Raw genomic sequence first — 23769 nt, forward strand, 5'->3', positions numbered from 1 at the left:
GTGTCGAGCTCGAGCAGGGACATCGACCAGCCGCGGGCGTACAGCCAGTCGACGAGGTCGTTGGTCCGGCGTGCGGTCAGCAGGTCGTCGGGCACCAGGTCGAGCTGGGCACGGGTGAGAGGCATCAGGCGGCCTCCCCTCGAACGCGGCGGCGGTCTAGTGCGCACGAGGTGTGCAGCGGCTGGCGAGGCATCGGGCTGGACAGGCGCATGGTCTGCCCGCACCAGATGCAGGTCAGGCGGTACCGGGTCAGGTGGGGGTCCTCGTCGGTGTTCTCGAGCAGTCGGGCAACGGGAACCTGGCGCTCGCATCCCCGACAGCGCAGCTTCATGGCGCCGCTGCCGGTGGTGAACGCGGCGAACGCGGGGCCGGAGCAGCGCGCGGCGTGCTCGAACAACTGCTGTGCGCGCTCGAGGTCGGGGGTGGTGGTGGGCGGGTTCATGCGGGTTCCTTCTGGTTGGAGCATCCGCGGTGCGTTCGGATGTGGTGGTGGGTGGTCCAGTGGCCGCAGGCGAGGCGGCGGATGTGCTCGACGACGAGGGGCCAGGTGACCGGCCCGACCTCGCCCGTGGCGGGGTCGAAGTCGTCGAACAGGGGGCGGTCAACGCAGCAGCCGCAGCAGGTGGGGACGGCATTGCAGGCAGGGCACCGGACGGCCCTGGAGGTCCTCGCCGAGCCATCCGTCACGGCAGCGCGGGTCATGCCAACGATCTGCCTCTTCGGGCTCGTCCTCGATGGGATCGCCGTAGCGGTCGACGCGGCTCATGCGGTCACCGCCCTGCCGTAGCAGGCAACGCAGTCGCCTTCGATGGTCACCTTGCCGGGAACCTCGCAAATGCAGCTGCCGTCGTGGTCCGCGGGCACCACCCTCAGGCCGGCCGCTTGCGCGCCAGCGCGAAGCGACGGCCCCTCCGACTCTCTCCTCGACCCTTTAGGGGTCGAGTCGAGTCGAGTCGGGTCGGGTCGTCCACCATTGGCTGGATTCAGTTCCACCTCGGGGGTGGACTCAGTTCCACTAGCGGCCTTGGCGGGGCACTTCTGGGGAGTGCAGAGAGCGTGGTTTCCGATGCCGTGGAGGCGGCGCCGCCGCTTGTCCTGCGCCCACTTGTCGCGGGTGGTTCGCTGCTCGTCGGCCGGCAGTCCGTAGGCCAGGAACTCAGGGCAGGCGTAGCCGTCGGTCGTCTGCTCCCAGAGACCCGCGTCGACGAGCTCGCGGAACGCGCCGACGATCTCGACGGGGTCGAGCTGGCACATCATCCGGTGCGCTACTGCCGAGGGGATCTCGCCGTCAGTGGCCTGCTCGTTGCAGAAGTCGAGTGCGTACACATGGGCCACCAAGGCGGCCGGCGACAGGCCGAGGACCCGCGGATCGTTGAGCACCCGGTGCTCCACCTTGAGGTAGCTCACGCCGCCTCCAGTCGGGACGGATGGCACTCGCCGGGGGCCTTGGTCAGCCGGTCACGGTTGCGGGTGATGGTGTGGCAGGGACGACCCGCCTCGGCGCCACAGTGAGTGCACGGAACCTCGAGCGCCGGCAAGCGACGGCTGGGCCGGTGAAGGTGGCATGGGCGCGACAGGGCATCGCACTCGGGCGTGCACAGGGAGCCATGCCACCGCGGCCGGGGCTCTGGTGTGGTCGCGTCGACGTCGTAGAAGACGTGGTTGGCCTCAGGCAGCGGCATCGGGGCCGCCCAGCGCACGGAACTCGGCCTCGACCGCGTCAGCGGCCTGGGCGAGCTCCTGGGCAGCCTCTACAGCCTCGCGTGCCCTTCGCCGCGCCTGCGCGGACTTGAGGGCCATCTGGGCGTAGTGCGCCTTGCGCAGGTGAGCAGCGCGGAGCGGATCTCCGCCGGCCTGCTCGAGGAACTTCTGCTCCAGCGCCGCTCGGGCCTTGGCCGTGCGAGCGGTTCGGTCGGTGGTGTTCGCCCACGACATGTGAGCGGCTGCCGAACGGGCGAGGTGGAGTTCCGATGGGGTGGAGCGGGGAGGTACCGTGTGCATACGAGGACCGCCTTCTGAACAGGGCCGGGACTTGTGACCCAGGGCTTGAGCGGTCGAGGTGCGCCAACACCTTTGACGCCGTTCACCCTGGGTCTTCGAGATTTCGGGCTGAAAACTATTGACCAACGTCGCCTACCGTGGTCTGATGCGCTCTTTCAACCTCTGTGAATCACACTACGGACGCGAAATGCCGTGTGCAAGACCGGGCGTCGTGGCAGCGCACAGGGCAGATCGCCCATTTGAAGGCGGATTCGGGGTCGCAGGGGGTCGTGTGCGGTCCTGTGCGGTTCTATGCGTGCCAACTGGACCGAACAGTCAAGCTTGCTCAGCGCCGAAAGTTTTCTTTCGAGCTACCGGACTAGACCCGGTCGCCGCGCTTGAGCCGCTGGGCGGCGGCCTTGGCCCTCGCGTCGGCTGCGCTGGCGCCGTAGCGCTCGAGCATGACGTCGGAGGTCCAGCCGGCGAGCCGCTTGAGGTCGCGCTCCTGTCCTCCGCTCATGAGGAAGTCGTGTGCCCAGGTGTGGCGGAATCGGTGCGGGTGCAGGTCGACGATGCCGGCTTGCTTGCCGCGGAGCTTGACGCGGTCTCGGGCGCCGTCGGCGCTGAGGGCGCCGCGCTGGGTGAGGAACAGGGCGTCGAGGTGTGCCCAGCGGTGGGTGCGTCGAGCGCGGAGGTAGCGGTCGATGGCGCGGGCGGTGCGGGCGCCGAAGTAGACCGGCCGGATCTTGTCGCCCTTGCCCTTGATGAGCGCCATGCCGTCGTCGAGGTCGATGCCGGCGACGATGCGACCGCGGTCGTCGTACATGGGCACCGTGAGCGAGCACAGCTCGGAGACGCGCAGACCGCAGTCGAGCAGGAGGCGCATGATGGCCTCGTCGCGCCGGTCGTTGAACTCTTTGCCGTCGCATGCCTTCATCAGGGCGGCGAGCTCGGCGTCGGAGAGCACGGGGACGGGCTTGGCCTTGGGCTCGGGTGGCGACAGGGTCTTCATGGGGTTCTCGTCGAGTTCGTCCTCGTCGACCAGCCAGCCGCAGAAGCGGAACAGGCCGCGGTAGCGGGTCTTGACGGTGCCCGGCTCGTTGCGGTCGGCCAGCTCAGCCAGCCACTCGCGGATCGCTGGTCGGTTGAGCTCGTCGAGCGTGGCGGTACGGCCCTGGGCCTCGAGCCAGTCGGAGAAGAACCGGATCGACTGGCCGTAGATCTTGATGGTGCGGTCGGACTTGCCCTCGGCGCGCAGGTGGCGGCCGAAACTTCGATGAAGGTCTACCAACCGCGCGCTCATGGGGGTAGGTTATCCCGTGAGTGAGCGCTGTGCCCACTCCCCCAACGCAGTCAGTTCAAGAGTTTTCCCAGTTCAAAGGGTTCTTTCGGCTGGGCTGGACTCTTGGCGGCTCGCCCGGCATCTTCGGGTAGTCGGGCGGGAAGTTGAGCTCGCCCTCGCCGTCGGCGGCCTGCTGCTCCCACAGGTCCAGCAGCGGCTGGAGCGAGAAGGCCTCCTCGTCGATGCCCGCCCACGGGTCGCCGTCGGCGACCCGGTCGGGAACCGTGAAGAGGTTGAACTCGCGCGGGTCGGTGACGCCGGCGATCTCGTCCCACGTCATCGGCGTGGACACCGGGGCGCCGGGCAGCGGGCGCAGGGAGTACGCCGAGGCGATGGTCCGGTCGCGGTTGTTCTGGTTGTAGTCGACGAAGATCCGCTCGCCCCGCTCCTCCTTCCACCAGGCCGTGGTGACCTGGTCGTCGCGGCGGGCGAGCTCGCGGCCGAACGCGATCGCGGCGTGCCGCACGTCGGTGAACTCCCAGCGCGGCTCGATGCGCACGTAGATGTGGACGCCGCGGTTGCCGGAGGTCTTCGGGTAGCCGCGCAGGCCCAGCTCCTCGAGCAGCTCGCGGGCGACCCCGGCGACGCGGACGGCGTCGCCGAAGGTCGTGCCCGGCTGCGGGTCGAGGTCGATGCGCAGCTCGTCGGGGTGGTCGACGTCGTCGCGTCGTACCGGCCACGGGTGGAAGGTCAGCGTCCCCATCTGCGCGCACCAGACCGGGACCGCGATCTCGGTCGGGCAGATCTCCTCGGCGGCGCGGCCGGACGGGAAGGTGATCTCGACGGCCTCCAGGTAGTCGGGAGCCCCCTTGGGGACGCGCTTCTGGTAGAAGGCCTCGGCGTCGTTGTCACGCGGGCCGGTGGCCAGCCGGAAGCCCTCCCGGACCCCCGACGGCCACCGCTCCAGCGCGGTGGGCCGGTCGCGCAGCGCCCGCATCAGGCCGTCACCGACGGCGACGACGTACTCCGCCACCATCAGCTTGGTGACCTCGGGCGTGCGCCCCGTGGCCTCGTAGACCACCCGGTCCGGGCTGGACACCCGGACCTCCCGGTCGCCGGCCTGCACCATCGCCGCAGCGGTCTTCGCCATGTGGCGAGCCTACGGGCTGGTGACGGGGCCGGGATGAGACGAGACCGGCGCGTCAGCCGGTCACGGCACGCAGCTCGATGGGCACCTCCGGCACCGTGAGGCTGTCGACGACCTCACGACGGGCCAGGTCGACGACGTGGACCTGCTTCGTGGCGGGCTCGGTGACGTACGCGGTCCCGCCCACGACCTCGAGCAGCGGGCGGGCCTCCCGCCAGTCGAGAGGCTCCTGCCACGCGGCGGTCACCGGGAGCGACGAGCTGACCCGGGCAGTGCGGACGTCGACGACGTGCAGCCGGCCGTCGGTGCCGAGCACCAGGCCGTCGCCGTCGGGAGTGCGACCGAGCGAGCGGAAGCTGTAGCTGGCCGGGAGGTCGACCAGGCGCAGGCCCGCAGTGCGCGTGTCGACCACGGACACCCTCGTCGGGCGCTCGAGCTCGGCGTCGCGGTCGACCTTGTAGTCCCCCAGGACGTAGCGCGAGTCGTCGTGCCCGGCCTGGTTGCCGATCCGGCCGTAGGCGTCGGGAGCGTCGACCTTGGTGATCTCGCGGCCGTCGACGAGCAGCACGCCGTCCTCGCACCCGATGACAGCGACCTCGCCGGCGACTGCCTCGCCGTGCACGCCGGGGCAGTCGTCGGAGGCCGCCAGCCGGTTGCCGGCGGCGGTGACGACCTCCACGCCGTTGCGGGAGTCGGCATCACCGACGGTGCGGATGAGGTTGCCGTGCCCGTCCTGGACGGCGACGCCGTGGTGAGCGTCGACGGACTCCCACGTGTCGAGCCGCGGACCGGCCCCGCCGTCGCCCTCGAGGTCCGCCAGGTCGGCGGGGTCGAAGGCGGTGATGTCGCCCGTCGCGTCGTCGAACACCGTGGTCCGGCCGTGGTGGGCGACGACGTGGCCGGGCTCCTCGGCCTTGATGGTGAAGCCGGTGAGCCGGGGCTCGCCCACCCAGGAGTGGCCGTGGTCGCCGTGCGCATCGGTCCACGCGCCGGTGTCGAGCGCGGTGAAGCCGCCGGAGCCGGAGACCAGCACGTGCCGGTCGTCGCCAGCGTGGTTCAGCCGGAGGAACCCGTCGACGTGCTCGTCGAGCAGCACCTCCCCCGAGCCGGCGTCGAGGACGAGCACTCCGCCGTCGTACGACATCGCGAGGCGGGGGCTCGGTGCGCCGACCTCGGTGGCGGACGGCGGGCTGCCCGCCGCGGCCGGTGCAGGCGACGACTCCTCCGCGCCGCAGGCGACGAGGGCGGAGGAGGCGAGCAGGGAAAGGGCGAGTGGAGCGATGCGTGCGATCTTCATGAGAATGATTCTCATTCGCAATAGCCGCCACGTCAAGCCGGACTCACCGCACTGCCGGCAGGTGCGCAGAAACGAAACGGCCCGGGCACCCGCAGTGCGGGTGTCCGGGCCGTGCGACGAGCGGCGCCGCGGGAGCTGATCCCAGGCGGACTCAGTCGGCGCTGTGCGCGCCGTCGACGGGCTCCAGCGTCAGCGAGATGGAGTTGATGCAGTAGCGGTCGCCGGTCGGGGTGCCGAAGCCGTCCGGGAAGACGTGGCCCAGGTGCGAGCCGCAATTGGCGCACCGCACCTCGGTGCGGACCATGCCGTGCGAGCGGTCCTCGATGTACTCGATGGTGTCGCTGATCGGCTGGTAGAAGCTCGGCCACCCGCACCCGGAGTGGAACTTCGTGTCGGACTCGAACAGCTTGGCCTGGCAGGCCTTGCACCGGTAGACGCCCGTGGTCTCGGTGTCGGTGTACTCGCCGGTGAACGCGCGCTCGGTACCGGCCTCGCGGAGCACGTGGTACTCCTCGGGAGTCAGCGTCGCGCGCCACTCCTCGTCCGTCTTGTCGACCTCGTATGCCATGTCATCGAGCGTACTCAGCCACGCACGCGGACCTCGCGGGCGCCACCGCGGCGTCCCTCAGGCGACGACCCCGGCGACCGGCAGCCCGGCGGAGCGCCAGGCCGCGAAGCCGCCGACGACGTCGGTCGCCCGGTGGATGCCGAGGGCCTGCAGGGCGTCGGCCGCCAGCGAGGAGGTGTAGCCCTCCTGGCAGAGCACGATCACCCGCAGGTCGTACGACGCCTCGCGGACCCGCGCGTCGCTGCGCGGGTCGAAGCGCCACTCGAGCACGTTGCGCTCGACCACGAGCACGGGCAGCGTCGCCGCGACCTCACCCTCGGCGGCCCGCTGGGCGGCCGGGCGGATGTCGACGAGGACGGCGTCCTCGTCGGTGACCAGCTCCTGGAAGGCAGCCCGGACGCTGATCCGGTCGAGGCGGGAGCGGGCGTCGGCGAGCAGGGCGTCCACGCCGTCGTACCGCGGGGCCGGGCGTCCCGGGCCCGGCCCGTCAGCACCGCGGCGCTGGTTGCGCTGCATGTCCGCCACGGTAGCCAGCAGGGCGGTCACCACTCCTCTCCCGCGCGCTCGACGCCGAGCGCCTCGAGGCGGTCGCCCCGGAAGCGGAACCGGGTCATCGAGGACAGCCGCGGCGAGTAGGCGTGCAGCGAGAGGGCCGGCCGGTCGGTCTCGTTGCGGACGTCGTGGGCGTAGCCGGCGCCGAAGGCCTTGCCGTCACCGACGGAGAGGTCGACGAGCTGGAGGCCGCCGTCGAAGGTGTGCTCGGTGAGCCGGCCCTCCAGGACGGTGAAGGCGCCGGAGGAGGAGCCGTGGTCGTGCCAGTCGGTGGCGGCTCCGGGCGGCCACGAGATCAGCCAGAGCTCGTAGGCGTCGGTGGCGAGGACACGGGTCCACGTCCGCTCGTGCGGGTCGCGCTCGAGCAGGTGGGGCAGGTCGGGGTCGGCGGCGTGGCCGCGGACGACCTCGAGCAGGGGCAGGACGGCGAGCTGGGTCATCGGAGTTCCCTTCCGGGGAGGTGGGTCGGCGCAGCGCCGGCGGCGCGAGGGGCCGCAGCAGCGCTGGACCGACAGGTGGTTCGGAGCTGGATCAGGAGCTGGACCGGAGCTGGACCAGCGGCTGGGGAAGGTGCGGGCGGGATCAGCAGCAGCGACGACACAGCCCGCCGGCGCGCCACGTGGCGCGGGAGGCGAGCGGGGAACCGGACATGGCTCAATAGTGCATTAATTCAATAGAGTTTGCAAACTTCGCGCGTGGGCCGGCGCGTCGGTCGGCCGATCCGCCCCGCCGGCGGGTGCGAGGGGTCGACGGCAGGGCGCAGCGCCGGACGGTAGACGCCCGGGGAAAGGAAGGCTCGATGCCCCTGGTGGGGCGCCGGATCAGGGCAGGCGGTCGAGCAGGTCGGCGAGGTCGATCCGCCGGCCGGTGTAGAAGGGGACCTCCTCGCGCACGTGGCGGCGGGTCTCCGAGCCGCGCAGGTGCCGCATGAGGTCGACGATCCGGGTCAGGTCGTCGGCCTCGAAGGCCAGCATCCACTCGTAGTCGCCGAGCGCGAAGCTCGGCACGGTGTTGGCCCGGACGTCGGGGTAGCCGCGGGCCATCTGGCCGTGCTCGGCGAGCAGGCGACGACGCTCGGAGTCCTCGAGGAGGTACCACTCGTAGGAGCGGACGAAGGGGTAGACCGCGACGTAGTCGTGCACGCGCTCGTCGGCGAGGAACGCCGGCAGGTGGCTGCGGTTGAACTCGGCCGGGCGGTGCAGGGCCATCTGCGACCACACCGGCGCGAGACGCGCACCGAAGGCGGTCCGGCGCAACCGGTGGTAGGCGTCCTGCAGCTGGTCACTGGTCTCGGCGTGCCACCAGACCATGATGTCGGCGTCGGCGCGGAGCCCGGCGACGTCGTACACGCCGCGGACGACGACGTCGGAGGCGGCCAGGTCGGCGACCAGGGCCTCGAGCTCGGCGAGCTCGTTCTTGCGGACCACCTCGTCGTTGCCCAGCGGCTGCTCGAGCTTGAAGACCGACCACATGGTGAAGCGGATGGTCTCGTTGAGCTCGTTGATCTTCGCCGCGTTCGACTTGATGTGCGCCTGGGGGTCCGACATGCCTCCATTGTGCCGCGCCGCCCCGCGGCGCCCGACGTCAGTCCCGGCCGTAACCGGCCTCGCGGGCCTTGACGATCGCGTCGGCCCGGCCGGTGGCGTGCAGCTTGGCGTAGATCGCGGACACGGCGTTGCGCACGGTCTTGTTCGAGACGTAGAGCTCGGCGGCGATCTCGTCGTTCGTCCGGCCGGCGGCGATGAGGTGCAGGACGTCGCGCTCGCGCTCGGTCAGGCCCGGGAAGGGCTCGTCGGCGGCGACCGCGGGGGCGGCGGCGGCCCCGGCGAAGAACGCCGCGATCCGCTCCGCCAGGCTGGCGCCGAAGACCATCCCGCCCGCCGCGGCGGAGCGGATCGCGGCCTGCACCTCCTCGGCGCCGGCCCCCTTGAGCAGGTAGCCGCAGGCACCCGCCCGCACTGCGGCGAGGATGGTGTCGTCGTCCTCGTTCATCGTCAGCATCACCACGCGCAGCGAGGGGTCACGGCCGGTGAGGAAGCGGGTCGCCTCGATGCCGTCCAGCCCGGGCATCTGGATGTCCATCACGACGAGGTCCGGCGTGGTCTCCTGCACCACGTGCAGCGCCGCACGGCCGTCGGCCGCCGTGCCGACGACCTCCAGCCCGTCGAGCGCGCCGAGCAGGGCGACGAGCCCGTCGCGGACGATCTGGTGGTCGTCGACCACGACGACGCGGACCGGGGCGGTCGGGGTGGGCGGTGCGGTGCTCATGCGGGCGTCCTCAGCGGGAGTCGGGCCGAGACGACCGTGCCGCCGTCCGGAGGGCTGGTGATGGTGGTGCTGCCGCCGAGCTCGGCGGCCCGCTCGCGCAGGCTGGACAGGCCGACGCCGGCGGTGCGGTCGGGCGCGATGCCGACCCCGTCGTCGGCGACCTCGACCAGGAGGTCGTCCCCGGTGACGTCGAGCCGGAGGCGGACGCCGGAGGCCTGCGCGTGCCTCGCGACGTTGGTGAGCGCCTCGCCGGCGATGCGGTACGCCGCCACCTCGACCGCCGCCGGCAAGCGTCCGGCGAGGTCGGCCGCGGTGATGGCGAGCGGGAGGTCGAGGGTCTCGGCCTGCTGGCGCAGCGCCCCGACGAGCCCCCGGTCGTCGAGGGCGGGCGGGCGCAGGTCGTGCACCAGGCGTCGTACGTCGGCGACGACGTCCTGCACCTGGGCGCTGACCTTCTCGATCTGCTCCCGTGCGGCCTGCGGGTCACGGTCGACGGTCATCCGCGCGGCCTCGAGCTGGAAGACGATGCCCGACAGGGCGGGCCCGAAGCCGTCGTGGAGGTCGCGGCGGATCCGGCGTCGCTCCTCCTCGCGTGCGGTGACGAGGCGCTCGCGGCTGCGCTGCACCTCCTCGGCGAGCTGGCTGGCGCGCGCGGCGGTCGCAGCCTGCCGGACCAGGTCGCCGAGCAGCTGCTGGTCACGCAGGGTGAGCTGGCTGCGCAGGCCGCGCGCCGGCAGCACCAGGCTGCCGATGGTGGCCCCGCGGTAGGTGATCGGCAGCGTGCGCACGTGCCCGGGGCGGTCCCCGACGGTGGTGACCAGCCGCTCGCCGTGGGTGCGCTCGACCTCCACGCTGACGAACGGCACACCGAACGCCGTCGCCACCGCCTGCGCGACGGCGGCCAACTGCTCACTGGTGTCGTCGGTGGTCTCCAGCGTCGAGGCGAGGCCCGCGACGACGTCGTACCGGTTGGTGCGCTCGCCGAGCAGCAGCCGCCGCACGAGCGCGGACAGGCGCTGGCGCAGCGGCCCGTAGAGCAGGACCGCGACCGCGAGCACGACGGCCACGACCTGCGCCCGGCTGAGGTCGTCGTCGAGGGCGAGGGTGAGCAGGCCGAGCACCGCGACGTCGGCCAGCACCAGGACGGCGAGGACCGCGCCCAGCACGGCCGTCCGGGCGAGCAGCTCCTGGATCGGCGCGAGCGCCGGGCGGACGATGGCGACCGTCATCGCGGCGGGTGGCACCACGGTCGCGGTGAATGCGCCGAGGTGGTCACCCGCAGGGAGCGGGAAGACTGCGCCGATGAGCAGGACGCCGACGATGACCAGCACGCTCCACAGCAGCCAGCGCATCCGGTCACGCTCCAGCCCGGCGGAGCGGCGGTAGCGGACCACGACGGTGAGCAGGGAGAAGAAGAACGCGGCCACACCGAGGGCGATGCCGAGGGAGACGACCTGCGGGCCGTGCCCGGCGAGGACGCCGAGCGAGGTGGGGTCCTGGTCGATCCCCGGCGGAAGGCTGTCGATCCGCTGCTCCCCCTCGGCCGGGGCGACGAGGACGGCGAGGCCGCTGAGCACGAGCATGCCGACCGCCACCCACGACGCCGGCGTCCAGCGGCCGGGGAGGAAGCGGCCGGTCGGGAAGACCAGCAGCAGGCCGGCGATGACGGCGGTGAGGTAGGCGCCGAAGCGGTTGAGGAACCACAGCGCGAAGGTCATGCCCGGCCACGCGTCGTCCGCGGTGAGGCCGGCACGGATGTAGCTCTGCGCGAACCCGTCGAGGGACCAGAACAACCCGTAGGCGGCGAGCACCCAGCCGAAGCGCTGGGTGTGGCCGCGCAGCAGGACGACGGCCGCGAGGACACCGAGGACGGCGCCGTTGACGATCCACGGCCAGCCCGCGCCGCCGGAGGCGACGTCGATGCCCGGGCCGGACGCCGGAGCGGTCAGGTCCAGCCAGGCACCGGCCGGCAGGAGCAGCACGCACAGCGCCGGCACCGCCAGCACGGTGGCCAGCCGGGCACCGCGGGGGCGGGGGTCGCTCTGCACCGGCACATTGTGCAGCCGGCCCGGCCCCCTCCGTGGCGGAATGGGAGCCGGACCGGCTGCGGTCGCGATCGGCACTGGTTCCTCGGGTGCCGGGTCAGGCGCGGCCGCGGAAGGCCTTGTCGCCCGCGAGGAAGCCCACGGCGATGACGATCATGCCGACCGGGCCGGTCATACCGGCCATGTACTGCAGCGGGGAGAGCCCGATGAGCAGGGTCAGGCCGCCGCCGACGAGGCCGACGAGGCCGAGCCACCGCGGCAGGCCGCCCTCGCGGGCGACGCCGAACAGGCACAGGCCCGAGAGGCCCAGCAGGCCCCAGCACCACGGCACGGTGCCGATCCAGTGGTTGAAGAAGGTGGCGCTCTCCGGGACGACCATGTCCGAGCCGGCCGCGAAGATGAACTCCGTGTCGAGGCCGGAGCCGACGACGAGCATCACCGCGGTGATCACGACGCCGGTGAAGGCGACGGTCGGCAGCACGCTGTCGCGACCGGCCGTGGCCTTGAGCCGGCGGTGCAGCCCGGCCGCGAAGGGCACCATCAGCACGGCGCTCAGCATCGTGAAGGTGTGGAACGCCAGCATCTGCGGGACGAGGTCGCCGAGCTTGTCGGACACGGCCTGGGCGTCCCCCTGGATGTCGGGGTCGTAGACGGCGTTGACCATCGACGAGGTCACCATCATGCCGATCCCGGCGACACCGGCCAGCAGGCCGGACAGCGCCCACCGGGTCGGCGGGTAGGTCGTCGGCTCGTCGTGCTGGCCCTGGCGCTGGTCCTGGGTCGGGTCGAGGGCGGGGGCGGGGCGGTGGGTCTGCGTTGTCATGCCCTGACCGTGCCGGGCCGCGTGTCCCACCCGACAGGGACAACCCGGCACACCTCCCGGGACACCCGCCCCTCGTCGTACCCCGCGACGACGAGGTGCGTGCCTGTGCACCGCGAGGTGTGAAAGTTGGCGGCACGACGTGGCTGGGTCCCGACCCCGAGGTGCGACGGTTCGGGGCACGAGGTGTGCCGGATCGTCGCCCGACGTGCCTGCGGCCGGCACACCCTCACACCTCGCGGCGCAAAGCCTCACACCTCGCGGCGCAAAGCCTCACACCTCGGCGGGGTCAGGTGAGGAGCGAGGCGGTGGCGGTACGGGCGGAGGCGATGGTGGCGGGGATGCCGACGCCGTCGTAGGCGGCACCGCAGACGGCGAGGCCGGGGACGGGGGCGACGGCGGCGCGGATCCGGGCGACGCGCTCGGTGTGGCCGACCCAGTACTGCGGGAGGCCGCCGCCCCAGCGCTGCACGACGGCGTCGACGGGCTCGGCACGCAGGCCGGTGGCCTCGGCGAGGTCCGCCAGGGACGCGCGCACCAGCTCCTCGTCGGGGACCTGGAGGGTCGCCTCCTCGCCGTACCGGCCGAGCGAGGTGCGCAGCACGAGCAGGCCGTCGCCGGCGTCGCGGACCCAGTCCCACTTGGCGAAGGAGAAGGTCGACGCCTTCACCCGACGGCCGTCGACGGGCGGGACGAGGAAGCCGGAGGCACCGACGTCGAGCGCCTCGGCGACGCCGGGGTCGTCGGCGCGGAAGGCGAAGGTCACCAGCGCGACCGAGGCGTAGGCGACCTCGGCGAGCTCGGTCGCGGCGACGGGCGCGACGTCGGCGAGCAGGCGGGCGGCGGGCGCGGCCGGGGTGGCGACGACGAGCAGGTCGGCGGTCTCCTCGCCGGTCGGCGTGGTGACCCCGAACCCCCCGCCGGTACGACGACAACCGGTCACGGGCGCGTCGTAGCGGACCTCGACGCCGGGCCGGTCAGCCAAGTCGGCCGCGAGCGCGGCGGGCAGCCGCCACATGCCACCCTCCACGGCGGCGAAGACGGGCGGGGCGTCCCCCGGCGGCTGCGGCAGGGTGAAGTCGTCGCGGGCCAGGAGGTCGGCGAGCTGCGGCACGGCGGAGCGCACGGAGATCCGGCGGGCCTGCCCGGCGTACACGCCGCCGAGGAGCGGTTCGACCAGCCGGTCGACCACCTCGTCGCCGAAGCGGCTCGCCACCAGGTCGCCGACGGAGGCGTCCCCGTCGGTGTGCCGGACCACCTGCTGGCGGGCGCGGGCCATCCCCTCGGGCGAGAGGATGCCGGTCGCCTCGAGCTGGTCGAGGTCGAGCGGCGCACCCATCAGGCTGCGCGGCAGCGGGCGCAGGGCGCCGCGGGTCCACACCCGCGAGCTCGCCCGGGTGGGGTGCACGAGCGGCAGGCCGAGGTCGCCGGCGAGCGCCGAGCCCTCGGGCCGGCGGTGCAGCATCGCCTCGGCGCCGACGTCGACCTGCACCCCCGCGACGCGGTCGCCGCGGAGCTTGCCGCCGGGCCGGTCGGTGCCCTCGAGGAGCAGGACCGACGCACCGGCGTCGGCGAGGTCCCGGGCGGCCACGAGCCCGGCGATCCCGGCCCCGACGACGATCGCGCTGCGCACGGCACCAGTCTCCCAGAGCCACCTCCAGCGCCTGCCGCCAGCCGTCGGGAACCGCTCGGCCCGGTGCCGCGTCGCATCCGCATGAACCCGACGAACCCCCGCCCCACCAGCCGGTCCCGCAGCCGGTCCCGCAGCCGCACCCGCCCCCCTGCCCTGCTCGCGGCCCTCGTCGCACTCGTCGCCGTGCTCCTCGCCGGGTGTGCCGGCTCCGGCTCGGACTCCTCGTCGGGCGCGGACGTGGCGATGTCCGAGGCCGAACCGGCGGACATCGGCGACGAGGGACGCGCGGCCGGGGCGGAGGCCGAGGCGGCCGACGCCGCCCAGGGTGACGACGCCGCCGGTGTCGCCCGGGTGGTCGACCCCGGCCGGGACGCCGCCCGCGTCTCGCCGGGGGCGGCGGTCATCCGCACCGGCACCATCGGCCTCGAGTCCGAGGACGTGGGCAAGGCCCGCTTCGACGTCCGCAAGGTGGTCGACATGTACCGCGGCACGATCACCGACCAGGAGACCTCGACCGCCGAGGAGGGCCGGCTGGGCACCGCCCGGCTGGTGGCGCGGGTCCCGAGCGACAGCTTCGACGACGCGACCCGCGAGCTGGAGGAGGTCGCCACGCTGCTCGGCTCGACGACGTCCGGGGAGGACGTGAGCACCGAGGTGGTCGACGTGGCCGCACGGGTCCGCGCCCAGCGGGCCAGCGTCGCCCGGGTGCAGGCGCTGCTCGCCCAGGCGAAGGACATCCAGCAGGTGATCTCGGTCGAGCGCGAGCTGGCGACACGGCAGGCCGACCTCGACTCCCTGGTGGCGCGGCAGGAGTACCTCGCCGACCAGACGTCGTTCTCGACGATCACCGTCACGATCGAGCAGCCGGACGGTGACCGCGCGGACGAGGAGGACGAGACGGACGGATTCGTCGAGGGCCTGGCCGCCGGCTGGGACAGCTTCGTCGGCGGACTCGTCGCGATCCTGACCGTGGTCGGCTTCCTGCTGCCGTGGCTGGGCCTGCTCGCCCTGGTCGTGGCGCCGCTGTGGCTCCTGGTCCGGCGCCGCGGCGCACGCCGGTCCGCACCCCCCGCCCCGGCCGGCCCCTGATCCCCACGACAGGGGTGCAGCCGGGGCGACGGGAGGGTCAGGCGAGCAGCTTCTCGACGACCGGGCGGCTGCGCGCCAGCCAGTCGGCGTACGCCGCCGGGTCGTCGTGCTGCTTGTCGCGGACGTAGAGCGGGCTGCCCGGCACGACCCCGCCGAGGTGGCTGAGCAGCGGCACCAGCCCGTGCTCGGGGGCCAGCGTGTGGCCCGGTCCCCCGCCGAGCATCAGCGGGACGGTCACCCCGGTGAGCTCGCCGGCGCCGAACCGGTCGAGGAAGAGCTTCAGCAGCCCCGTGTACGTCGCCTTGTAGGTCGGCGACGCGACGACGACCAGGTCGGCCGCAGCCACCTGGGCCACCGCCTCGGCGACCTCGGCGTCGGTCCAGTCGAAGAGCCGGGCGCCGACCGTGGCCAGGTCGACCACGAGGTCGGGCTCGCGGCCGACCAGCTCGCGGTGCAGCAGCAGCGCGGCGTCCAGGGTGCGGCTGGCCGGCTTCGGGTTGCCGACGACGACCACCGTGCGCGGGGAGCTCCCGCCCGACACCGCGCTCACCGTCCCACCGACGCGAAGGGGACCGCCGAGCCGTACTGCCGCTGCGGACCGTCGTGCTTCCACAGGCCGCGCTCGGCGAGGATCGGCAGGACACCCTCGCCGAACCAGTAGGCGCCCTCGAGGTGCGGGTACGCCGAGAGCACGAACTCGTCGAGGCCGAGCTCGGCGTACTCCTGGATCCGGTCGGCGACCTCCTCGTGGCTGCCGACGAGCGCGGTCCCGGCGCCACCGCGGACCAGGCCGACGCCGGCCCAGACGTTCGGGTAGACCTCGAGGTCGTCGGTGCGGCCGTCGTGCAGGTCGAGCATCCGGCGCTGGCCCTCGGACTCGCTGCGGCGCAGGCCCTCCTGGACCTTGCGCACGGTCTCGGGGTCGATCTCGCTGAGCAGGCGGTCCGCCTCGGCCCACGCCTCCTCGGCGGTGTCGCGGGTGATCACGTGCATCCGGATGCCGAAGCGGATCGGCCGGTGGTCGGGGCCCCGCCCCTCGGCGGCCGCGAGCTCGCGGATCCACGCGATCTTCTCCGCCACGGCCTGCGGCGGCTCGCCCCAGGTGAGGTAGACGTCGGCGTGCTCGGCGGCGACCTTCCCGGCCGCCGGCGAGGAGCCACCGAAGTAGATCTCCGGGAGCTTCGCGGGCAGGAAGCCCAGCCGCGCCGCGTCGACCGAGAGGTGCTTCCCCTCGTAGTCGACGGTCTCGCCGGCCCAGAGCCGGCGCACGATGTCGAGGAACTCCCCGCAGCGCTCGTAGCGCGCGTCCTTGTCGTGGTAGTCGCCGAACATCCGCTGCTCGTGGCTCTCCCCGCCGGTGACGACGTTGAGCAGCAGGCGGCCGTCGGTGAGGTTCTGGAAGGTGGTCGCCATCTGGGCGGCGAGGTACGGCGCGACGAGGCCGGGCCGGAAGGCGACGAGGAACTTCAGCCGCGCGCTGGTCTGGGCCAGCATCGCGGTGGTCACCCACGCGTCCTCGCACCAGGCCCCGGTCGGGGTCAGCGCGGCCTCGAAGCCGTTGTCCTCGGCCGCCCGCGCGACCTGGGTGAGGTAGGAGACGTCGGCCGGGCGCCCGGACTGGCCGGGGTTGACGCCGTGGCCGCCGCCGACGACGTGGCGGCCGTCGCCGCCGTTGGTGGGGAGGAACCAGTGGAACTTCAGTGACATGAGGGGGCTTTCCTTGGACAGGCGCGAGGGTGGATCAGATCTGGCCGTGGTTGGGGGGTGGGGTGCCGTCGATGGCGTGGCGGCCGAGGTGGTGCACCTTCCACGCGGCCGGGTCGTGCAGGGTGTGGGTGCGGGCGTTGCGCCAGTGGCGGTCGAGGTCGAGGGTCCTGAGCGCCGACCGGGTGCCGGCCACCTCGAAGAGGCGGCTGGCCGCCTCCAGCGAGGCCGCCGTGGTGGCGGCCCGCGCCGCGGACACCGCGAGGCTGGCCTCGGCCGCGGTCTCCGCGGTGAGGTCGGCCCGGGCGCGGTCGACGGCCCGGCCGGCCTCGGCGAGCAGCGCCTCGGCGCCGCGCACCTGCAGCTCGACCTCGCCGAACGCCTGGACGACCAGCGGGTCGTCGGCGGCGCTGTCGGTGTCGTAGAGCGCGAGTGCGTCCGGGTAGGGCCGGCTCCTCGTGGTCACGAACGCGGCGGCGTCGCGGATCGCGGCGCGGGCGATGCCGGCGTCGATCGCGGCGTGCAGGAGCTGGGCGAACGAGCCGTAGGCCTGGGGTCGCTCGAACGTCAGGTGGTACGGCGTCACGCGGTCCGCCGCGACCCGGACGTCCTCGAGCCGGACGGTCCCGCTCGCGGTCGTGCGCTGCCCCAGCCCGTCCCAGTCGTCGATGACCGTGACGCCCTCGGCGTGGCGGCCGACCCACGCGACGGCGAGCGGGCCGCCCTCGTCGAGGTGGGCCAGGACCGGGATCCAGTGCGCGAGGTAGGCGCCGGTGGCGTAGCCCTTCTCGCCGTCGAGCACCCAGTCACCCGGGCGCTCGGGGTCGGGACGCAGCGTCGTGGCGTGGTCGCGTACGTGCTTGCTCCGGACCTCGGACTGCGCGTTGCCGAAGCGCTTGCCGGCGACGACCTCACCGAGCAGGAACCGCTTCTGCTCCTCGGTCCCCTGCTCGACCAGCGCGTTGACGTAGACGAAGTGGCTGTGCGGGATCTGGGCCACGTTGGGGTCGCCGGTGGCGAGCAGCCGCACGACCTCGGCCAGCACGGTGGCGCCGAGCCCGGGGCCGCCGTGCTCGACGGGGACGGTGAGGGCCAGCAGGCCGGCGGCTGAAAGGGCATCGACCTCCGCGACCGGGAGGATCCGCTCCTGGTCGCGCCGGGCCGAGCCCTCGGCGAGCCGGACGGCCAGGTCGGCCGCCGCGGCGATCGCCGAGTCGGCGGTGTGGGTGGCCGGGTCGACGTACGCCGGGGCGACGGCGTCGACGGGCGCGATGGACGTGAGCGACATCAGACCCGCTCCAGCTCCGCGGCCTCGAGCTCGCGGACCAGCGGGAGCACCTCGCGGCCGAAGTACTCGACGTCCTCGAGGTAGTGCAGGAAGCCGAGCAGGAAGAGGTTCACGCCGCGCTTCTTGTACTCGATCATCCGGGTGGCGATCTGCTCGGGCGTGCCGATCAGGCCGGTGCGGAAGCCGTCGTTGTACTGGACCAGGTCGGCGAACTCGGAGTCCTGCCACATGCCCTTCTTGTCACCGGTGCTCTGGCCGGCCTGCTTGACGGCGGCGCCGAAGCCCTCGACGGCCTCGCGGTCGGCCTTGTCGATGATCTCGCGCAGCACGTCGCGGGCCTCGGCCTCGGTGTCGCGGCCGATGAAGAAGCCGTTGACGCCGAACTTCACCTTGCGGCCGTGCACGGTGGCCACGTCGCTGACGTCACGGACCTGCTCCGCGATGCCGTCGGGGGTGTTGCCGTTGGCGAAGTACCAGTCGGTCACGCGGCCGCCCATGCCGCGGGCGTCGGTGGAGTTGCCGCCCATGAAGATCTCGGGGTGCGGGCGGTCCGGCGAGCTCAGCGGCTTCGGCTTGAGGTCGAAGTCGTGGAGGCGGTAGAAGTCGCCGTTGAGCTCGGCGTGGTCCGAGGTCCAGATCTCGCGGACGTAGCGGATGAACTCCTCGGCGCGGCGGTAGCGCTCGCCGTGCTCGAGCCACGGCTCGCCCAGCTTGGTGAACTCGTCCTTGAACCAGCCGCTGACGACGTTGATCGCGGCGCGGCCGCCGGAGATCTGGTCGGCGGTGGCGATGAGCTTGGCGAGCACGCCCGGCTGCCACAGGCCCGGGTGGACCGCGGAGATCACCTTGAGCCGCTCGGTCGCGAGCAGCAGCGCGAGGCTGAAGCTGGTCGACTCGTGCTGGTACGCCGCGCCGTACGACGCGATGTAGCGCACCTGGGACAGGGCGTACTCGAAGCCGTTGTTCTCGGCCAGGCGGGCGAGCTCGACGTTGTAGTCGTAGCCCCAGTCCGTGCGCTGCTCGATCTTGCTGACCACCAGGCCCCCGCTGACGTTGGGGACCCAGTAGGCGAACTTGAGCGGCTGGGCGAAGGCTTCGGGGTCGAAGATCTGGTCGTTCATGGCGGTACCTCTGGTCTCGGAGGAACTAAGTCGAGTAGTTCGCTAGACATTAGCGGAGAAGAAGTGGAACAGGAATCGGATCGGGGCCGCCGGCTCCGTGGAACCGGCGACCCCGCGACAGGCAGGGCCTTGCACCCTGCCTCCGGACCGTCAGGCCGGGCTCGGCACCGGGGCGTCGGCCGCAGCCGCAGCCGCGTCGACGGCGGTGCCCGCCGGGGTCCGGCCGATGGCCCAGGCGTACGGCGGCGGCGTGCCGTTGACGAGGTGGCCGCCGACCACCCGCGCCTTGAGGATGCGCGGGTTGTGCGAGGACACCGTGCGCGCGTTGCGCCAGTGTCGGTCGAGGCCCTTGCTGATCGCCGTGGCCGACGCGCCGAGGGTGTCGAACAGGTCGGTCGTCAGCCCGAGCACGAGATCGGTCACGACGACCTGCGCCGCCGACGACTCGACCTCGGCCCGCTCGTTGGCGGCCGCCACCTGCTCGGGCGCGCTCGCCGCGACCGGCGCCAGGTCGGCGACGGCCTGGATGGCCTCCGCGACCCGCAGCGTGGCCGCCTCGGCGGCGTACACCGCGGCGGACGCCTCACCGATCCGGGCCAGCACCTGCGCGTCGTCGCGCACCCGCGCCGCGTTGGCGTGGGAGTAGTTGCGCTCGCGGCGCTGCACGTGGTCGACGAAGTCGGCCACCGCCGCCCGTCCGATGCCGGCGAGGACCGCCAGCAGGTTCAGCTGGTAGAGCGCCGTCTGGTACGGGAAGCGCTCCCCGAAGGCCAGCACGTTCGCGGCAGGGACGACCGCGCCGTCGAAGGTGGTCGTGCCGCTGCCGGTCCCCCGCTGGCCGAAGCCGTCCCAGTCGTCGGTGACGGTGACCTGAGGGTCGCGGGTGTCGACGATCGCGATCGCGAAGTCGTCGTCGTGGCCCTCGCGGACCCGCCGGACGTAGACGTCGGCCCACTCGGCGTAGATCGTGCCGGTCGTGTAGAACTTGCTGCCCGTCAGCCGGTAGCTGCCGTCGGACTGCGCGGTCAGGACGGTCTGCTGGGTGTCGATCGCCGTCGCGCCGACCTCCGACCAGGCGTTGCCGGCGATCTCGCCGGCGGCGAAGCGGTCGAACCACTCCCGCTGGTCGCGGCCCTGCGCGTGCTGCCACAGCCGGTCCTCGACCAGGGCGGCGTGCCCGCGCAGGGCCTGCGGCAGGTTGCTGTCCGCGGCCGCGAGGTCGATCCAGAGCTGCGTGAGTGCTGGAATCGAGACCCCGCGGCCGCCGTACCCGGTCGGGACGCGCAGCGCCCCGAAGCCGCTCTCCTTGAGGCGGCGGACCTCCTGGTCGGGCAGGACGTCGTCGAGCTCGCGCTGCAGCGAGCCGGCGCCGATCTCGGCGAGCAGCGGCTGGTACGCCGCCCGGAGCTCCTCGAGCCGGGCGCGGTCGTCACTGGTGCTCATCGCGGCCTCCTCACGTGTACCAGGTCGGCTCGGGCAGCTCGCCGAGCAGCGCGTAGCGCCCGACCTCGGCCCGCTTGTGGGCGACCGGGTCGTGGAGGCTGTGGGTGCGGATGTTGCGCCAGAAGATGTCGAGGCCGACCGAGCTCGCGGTCGCGCGGGCGCCGGTGACGTCGTAGACGCGGGTGCCGATCTCGAGGCCGGTGTCGATCGCGACCTGCTTGGCGGCCGCGATGAGCACGGCCGCCTCGCCGCGCTCCTCGGGCGTGACCGTGTCGGCGTGGGCGTTGATCGCCTCGATGAGCGTGGCCGCGCGCTCGGTGAGCGCCTCGGCGGCCCACAGCTTCGAGCGCAGCTCGCCGTAGGTCTCGAGGATGTAGAACTCCTGGGTCGCGGTCTCCTTGAGGTCCGGCGTGTAGGGCCAGGGCCGGGTCTTCTCGCGGGTGTAGGTCGCCGCGGTGGCGAGCGCCCCCTCGGCGATGCCGAGGTAGATGTTGGCGAAGATGATCTGGATCAGCGGCACGTTGAGGGTGTTGTAGACACGCGGCTGGAACTCCCAGCCGTTCGCGGTCCGCACGTAGCCGGCCGCGGCTTCCCACGGCACGCGGACGCCGTCGATGACGACGCCGCCGCTCTCAGTCAGCCGCTGGCCGAGGCTGTCCCAGTCCCCCTTGAACCGGATCGCGGGCTGCTGGGTGGGCACGATCGCGAAGACGTGCTTGTCGGTGCCGTCGAGCACACCTTCGAGCACGGTGACGTCGGAGACCCGACCGCCGGTGGAGAAGGACTTCTCGCCACGGAAGACGATCTCGTCGCCCTCGTCGGTGATCACCAGGTCGGCGTCGCGCGGGTTGACCGCACCACCGAAGAACCACTGCTCCTTCGTCGCCTGCTCCTCGACGGCGGCGACCTGCTCCGGCGTGCCGACCAGCCGCACGGCCCAGAACCACAGCAGGTGGTAGCCGAGCAGCTGTCCGATCGACCCGTCGCCGGCGCTGACCGCGCGGATCACGCGCAGCGCCGTGGTCCAGTCCTGGCCGGCCCCGCCGTGCTCCACCGGTCCGAGCAGGGTGACCAGGCCCGAGTCCTTGAGCAGCTGCACCTCCGCGGTCGGTACGGCGAGGGCGCGGTCGCGCTGCACGGCGTCGGCGGCGAGCGTGGTGGCCACCTGGCGCGCCCGCTCGACCCAGCCCTCGGGCGTCGTCGGTCGGTCGGTCCAGCCTCCGGGGGCGGCGCCGGCAGTGGCGCCGGTCGGGGAGGTGAGGTCGGCAGTCATGAGGGCGTGTCTCCTCGTGTCGAGACGGTCGGCACGGCCGGGTCCGTCGTGTTAACGTTTGTCTACAGACTTACTTGACTTACTTCCGGGAACAACCCCCTCGACCCACGGCGTCGCCGATGGACGTGAAAGGCAGCACCCATGCGGATCGAACAGCTCGAGTACCTCGCGGCGGTGACGCAGCACGGTTCGCTGCGGCGGGCCAGCGAGAAGCTGCACCTCTCCCAGCCGGCGCTCAGCGAGGCCATCACCAAGCTCGAGCGGGAGCTGCGGGTCACCCTGCTCGACCGCCGGCGCTCCGGTGCCCGGATCAGCCGCGACGGCCGGGAGCTGCTCCCCTACATGACCGAGGTGCTCGCGGCCGTCGACCGGCTGCGCGCCGCCGCCGGCGACCAGCGCACCGACACCCGCGTGATCCGGGTCGGCACGGTGCACGCCGCGACCTCGACCCTGCTGGTGCCGGCGGTGCGGGCCTTCCAGGAGCGGCACCCGGGGACCACCGTCGAGGTGCTCACCCTGCAGCAGGCGCAGATCGACGAGCAGCTGGCCGAGGGCACCCTCGACCTCGGCCTGGTCAACGTGCTCGACGGCGACGACCCGCCGATCGGACTCGACGGCGTCGACCTCCTGCACGGCCGGCCGGTCGCCGTGCTGCCGGCGGGGCACGCCCTCCTCGCCCGCCCGCAGGTCACCCTCGACGAGCTGCGCAACGAGCGCTTCGTGATGATGCGCGCCGGCTACGTCATGCACCGCTACGTGCACCGCGCGTTCGGCCCGGACGTGCCGCCGGCGGCGCACAGCACCGACGGCGCGGAGATGGGCAAGGCGCTGGTCGCCGAGGGCGTCGGCGTCACCGTGCTCCCGGACTACTCCGTCATCGGCTGCCCGCTCCAGCGCGTCGGGATGATCGAGCCCCGCCCGATCGCCGGGAACCAGACGACGGTCACCCTCCAGCTGCGCCAGCGCCGGTCGCTGCAGCAGCCGCTGCCCGTGCGCGAGCTGCAGAACGCCCTGGCGACCCGGGCCGCGGAGTACCGCGCGTCCTCGAGGGCCGAGGTGAAGGCCGGCGCCGCCTCCTGACGCCCTGCACGGGGCTGCGGGGCGGGTCGGCCATGATGGCGACATGACCGCGACCCGCATCGCCGTGCTCATCGACGCCGACAACACCTCGCCCCGGCACGCCGAGGCACTGCTGGAGGAGATCGCCAAGTACGGCGTCGCGACGGTCAAGCGCGCCTACGGCGACTGGACCACCTCGCAGCTCGGCGGCTGGAAGGGCGAGCTCAACCACCACGCCATCGTGCCGGTCCAGCAGTTCGCCTACACGACCGGCAAGAACTCCACCGACTCCGCACTGATCATCGACGCGATGGACCTGCTCTACAGCGGGAACCTGGACGCGTTCGCGCTGGTGTCGAGCGACAGCGACTTCACCCGGCTGGCCACCCGCATCCGCGAGTCCGGCCTCACCGTCTACGGCCTGGGCCTGCGCAAGACCCCGCAGTCGCTCGTGGCGGCCTGCGACACCTTCATCTACCTCGAGGTGCTCGGCAAGGACTCCCCTCCCGACGACGCTGACGACGCCGACGACGCCGTGGACGCCGAGGCCGCCGAGGACCCGCCGCTGCCGAACCTGCAGAGCCTGCTGGTGCGCGGCGTCAACAACGCCTCCGGCGACGACGGCTGGGTCGACCTGGGCGCGCTGGGCAACTACCTCCGCACGGCCAGCCCGTCCTTCGACCCCCGCCACTACGGCTTCCCCCGCCTGCTCCCCCTCGTGGAGTCCCAGCCCTACCTGACCACCGAGAGCACCGGCACCGGCGTCCGCGTCGGCGTGAAGGGCCAGGTCCCCGTCCCCACCGCCGCCCCCGCGAAGAAGACGGTCACCACCGGCGCCCGCAAGACGGCGGCCAAGAAGACCGCCGCCAAGAAGACCGGCGCCAAGAAGGCTGCGCCGAAGAAGTAGCGACCCCGGTGCACCGGACTGCACCCACCACAGTCCGCCCCGCAGGCCCGGAGGTTTCGAGGCTCGGCCGCGGGCGGCCTCGCACCTCAACCACCGGCAGTCCGGCGAGGCGAACCCAGGGCTTGCCGCCAGGCTCACCCGCCGCGGCTGGTTGAGGTGTGAGGCGCGCCAGCGCCGAGCCTCGAAACCAGCGGCACCAGCACGCCGGGCTGTGCCCAGCACAGTCCGCCCTGCAGGCCCGGAGGTTTCGAGGCTCGGCCGCGGGCGGCCTCGCACCTCAACCACCGGGAGTC

At 72.8% G+C, this 23769-nt stretch carries 25 protein-coding genes; 3 read left to right on the forward strand and 22 right to left on the reverse strand.

Annotated elements, in window-relative coordinates:
- Positions 1–124: 124 nt before the first annotated feature.
- From NOCJ54_RS0121160 to NOCJ54_RS0121230, 16 genes are all read right to left on the reverse strand, one after another.
- Entirely contained in the window at positions 125–442 is a 318-nt protein-coding gene (locus NOCJ54_RS0121160) for a hypothetical protein (RefSeq protein ID WP_028657070.1), read from the reverse strand.
- Between the two features lie 159 nt (positions 443–601).
- Positions 602–766, reverse strand: coding sequence for a hypothetical protein (locus tag NOCJ54_RS29665; RefSeq protein ID WP_157514994.1), 165 nt, complete (start codon positions 764–766; stop codon positions 602–604).
- Entirely contained in the window at positions 763–1407 is a 645-nt protein-coding gene (locus NOCJ54_RS0121170; protein WP_028657072.1) for a hypothetical protein, read from the reverse strand. The genes NOCJ54_RS29665 and NOCJ54_RS0121170 overlap by 4 nt, the downstream gene beginning before the upstream one ends.
- On the reverse strand, positions 1404–1682 hold the full coding sequence (locus NOCJ54_RS30740; protein WP_442937360.1) for a zinc finger domain-containing protein: 279 nt from the start codon (positions 1680–1682) through the stop codon (positions 1404–1406). Before NOCJ54_RS30740 ends, NOCJ54_RS0121170 begins: the two co-directional genes overlap by 4 nt.
- Complete coding sequence (locus NOCJ54_RS30080) at positions 1669–1935, reverse strand: hypothetical protein (protein ID WP_198020297.1); 267 nt, start codon at positions 1933–1935, stop codon at positions 1669–1671. Before NOCJ54_RS30080 ends, NOCJ54_RS30740 begins: the two co-directional genes overlap by 14 nt.
- Positions 1936–2359: 424 nt before the next feature.
- Positions 2360–3283, reverse strand: coding sequence for a tyrosine-type recombinase/integrase (locus NOCJ54_RS0121180; protein ID WP_028657074.1), 924 nt, complete (start codon positions 3281–3283; stop codon positions 2360–2362).
- Positions 3284–3338: 55 nt separating this feature from the next.
- Positions 3339–4412 carry a DNA polymerase domain-containing protein gene (locus NOCJ54_RS0121185; protein WP_028657075.1) on the reverse strand — a complete coding sequence of 358 codons (1074 nt, stop codon included), beginning with the start codon at positions 4410–4412 and terminating at the stop codon, positions 3339–3341.
- A gap of 52 nt (positions 4413–4464) precedes the next feature.
- The gene (gene aztD / locus NOCJ54_RS0121190) at positions 4465–5706 is read right to left on the reverse strand and encodes a zinc metallochaperone AztD (protein WP_028657076.1); all 1242 of its coding nucleotides are present in this window, start codon (positions 5704–5706) and stop codon (positions 4465–4467) included.
- Positions 5707–5857: 151 nt separating this feature from the next.
- Positions 5858–6274, reverse strand: coding sequence for a peptide-methionine (R)-S-oxide reductase MsrB (gene msrB / locus NOCJ54_RS0121195; protein WP_028657077.1), 417 nt, complete (start codon positions 6272–6274; stop codon positions 5858–5860).
- 57 nt (positions 6275–6331) lie between these two features.
- Positions 6332–6790, reverse strand: a complete 459-nt coding sequence (locus tag NOCJ54_RS0121200; RefSeq protein ID WP_084255575.1) for a rhodanese-like domain-containing protein — start codon at positions 6788–6790, stop codon at positions 6332–6334.
- A 26-nt stretch (positions 6791–6816) separates the two neighbouring features.
- Positions 6817–7266 carry a cupin domain-containing protein gene (locus tag NOCJ54_RS0121205; protein WP_028657079.1) on the reverse strand — a complete coding sequence of 150 codons (450 nt, stop codon included), beginning with the start codon at positions 7264–7266 and terminating at the stop codon, positions 6817–6819.
- A 381-nt stretch (positions 7267–7647) separates the two neighbouring features.
- Positions 7648–8373 carry a hydrogen peroxide-dependent heme synthase gene (gene hemQ / locus NOCJ54_RS0121210; RefSeq protein ID WP_028657080.1) on the reverse strand — a complete coding sequence of 242 codons (726 nt, stop codon included), beginning with the start codon at positions 8371–8373 and terminating at the stop codon, positions 7648–7650.
- Between the two features lie 37 nt (positions 8374–8410).
- The gene (locus tag NOCJ54_RS0121215; protein WP_028657081.1) at positions 8411–9094 is read right to left on the reverse strand and encodes a response regulator transcription factor; all 684 of its coding nucleotides are present in this window, start codon (positions 9092–9094) and stop codon (positions 8411–8413) included.
- On the reverse strand, positions 9091–11142 hold the full coding sequence (locus tag NOCJ54_RS27480) for a histidine kinase (RefSeq protein ID WP_157514995.1): 2052 nt from the start codon (positions 11140–11142) through the stop codon (positions 9091–9093). Before NOCJ54_RS27480 ends, NOCJ54_RS0121215 begins: the two co-directional genes overlap by 4 nt.
- Before the next feature lie 94 nt (positions 11143–11236).
- Positions 11237–11962, reverse strand: a complete 726-nt coding sequence (locus NOCJ54_RS27485) for a hypothetical protein (RefSeq protein ID WP_051486242.1) — start codon at positions 11960–11962, stop codon at positions 11237–11239.
- 286 nt (positions 11963–12248) lie between these two features.
- On the reverse strand, positions 12249–13592 hold the full coding sequence (locus tag NOCJ54_RS0121230) for a protoporphyrinogen/coproporphyrinogen oxidase (protein ID WP_028657082.1): 1344 nt from the start codon (positions 13590–13592) through the stop codon (positions 12249–12251).
- Positions 13593–13673: 81 nt separating this feature from the next.
- On the opposite strand from NOCJ54_RS0121230, the gene NOCJ54_RS27490 reads away from it, so the two are divergent.
- The gene (locus NOCJ54_RS27490; RefSeq protein ID WP_051486243.1) at positions 13674–14681 is read left to right on the forward strand and encodes a DUF4349 domain-containing protein; all 1008 of its coding nucleotides are present in this window, start codon (positions 13674–13676) and stop codon (positions 14679–14681) included.
- Between the two features lie 37 nt (positions 14682–14718).
- Here the strand turns inward: NOCJ54_RS27490 and NOCJ54_RS0121240 are convergent, their stop codons facing one another.
- The 6 genes from NOCJ54_RS0121240 to NOCJ54_RS0121265 form a co-directional block, all read right to left on the reverse strand.
- Positions 14719–15231, reverse strand: a complete 513-nt coding sequence (locus tag NOCJ54_RS0121240; protein WP_232221855.1) for an NAD(P)H-dependent oxidoreductase — start codon at positions 15229–15231, stop codon at positions 14719–14721.
- Positions 15228–16388 (reverse strand): LLM class flavin-dependent oxidoreductase, encoded by a 1161-nt coding sequence (locus NOCJ54_RS0121245; protein ID WP_028657084.1) that lies wholly within the window; start codon positions 16386–16388, stop codon positions 15228–15230. The genes NOCJ54_RS0121240 and NOCJ54_RS0121245 overlap by 4 nt, the downstream gene beginning before the upstream one ends.
- 34 nt (positions 16389–16422) lie before the next feature.
- Positions 16423–17673, reverse strand: coding sequence for an SfnB family sulfur acquisition oxidoreductase (locus NOCJ54_RS0121250; protein WP_051486244.1), 1251 nt, complete (start codon positions 17671–17673; stop codon positions 16423–16425).
- Positions 17673–18794 carry a dimethylsulfone monooxygenase SfnG gene (sfnG, locus tag NOCJ54_RS0121255; protein WP_036519197.1) on the reverse strand — a complete coding sequence of 374 codons (1122 nt, stop codon included), beginning with the start codon at positions 18792–18794 and terminating at the stop codon, positions 17673–17675. Before sfnG ends, NOCJ54_RS0121250 begins: the two co-directional genes overlap by 1 nt.
- A 150-nt stretch (positions 18795–18944) precedes the next feature.
- Entirely contained in the window at positions 18945–20237 is a 1293-nt protein-coding gene (locus tag NOCJ54_RS27495) for an acyl-CoA dehydrogenase family protein (protein WP_051486245.1), read from the reverse strand.
- A 10-nt stretch (positions 20238–20247) separates the two neighbouring features.
- Positions 20248–21510 carry an acyl-CoA dehydrogenase family protein gene (locus NOCJ54_RS0121265; protein WP_028657087.1) on the reverse strand — a complete coding sequence of 421 codons (1263 nt, stop codon included), beginning with the start codon at positions 21508–21510 and terminating at the stop codon, positions 20248–20250.
- Positions 21511–21651: 141 nt separating this feature from the next.
- Here NOCJ54_RS0121265 and NOCJ54_RS0121270 point away from each other — a divergent pair, with 141 nt between their 5' ends.
- Positions 21652–22590: a LysR family transcriptional regulator gene (locus tag NOCJ54_RS0121270; protein ID WP_028657088.1), complete on the forward strand. Its 939-nt coding sequence runs from the start codon at positions 21652–21654 to the stop codon at positions 22588–22590.
- A 43-nt stretch (positions 22591–22633) separates the two neighbouring features.
- On the forward strand, positions 22634–23476 hold the full coding sequence (locus NOCJ54_RS27500) for an NYN domain-containing protein (protein WP_036519200.1): 843 nt from the start codon (positions 22634–22636) through the stop codon (positions 23474–23476).
- Positions 23477–23769 lie beyond the last annotated feature (293 nt).

The organism is Nocardioides sp. J54, assembly GCF_000519005.1.
GTDB lineage: Bacteria > Actinomycetota > Actinomycetes > Propionibacteriales > Nocardioidaceae > Nocardioides.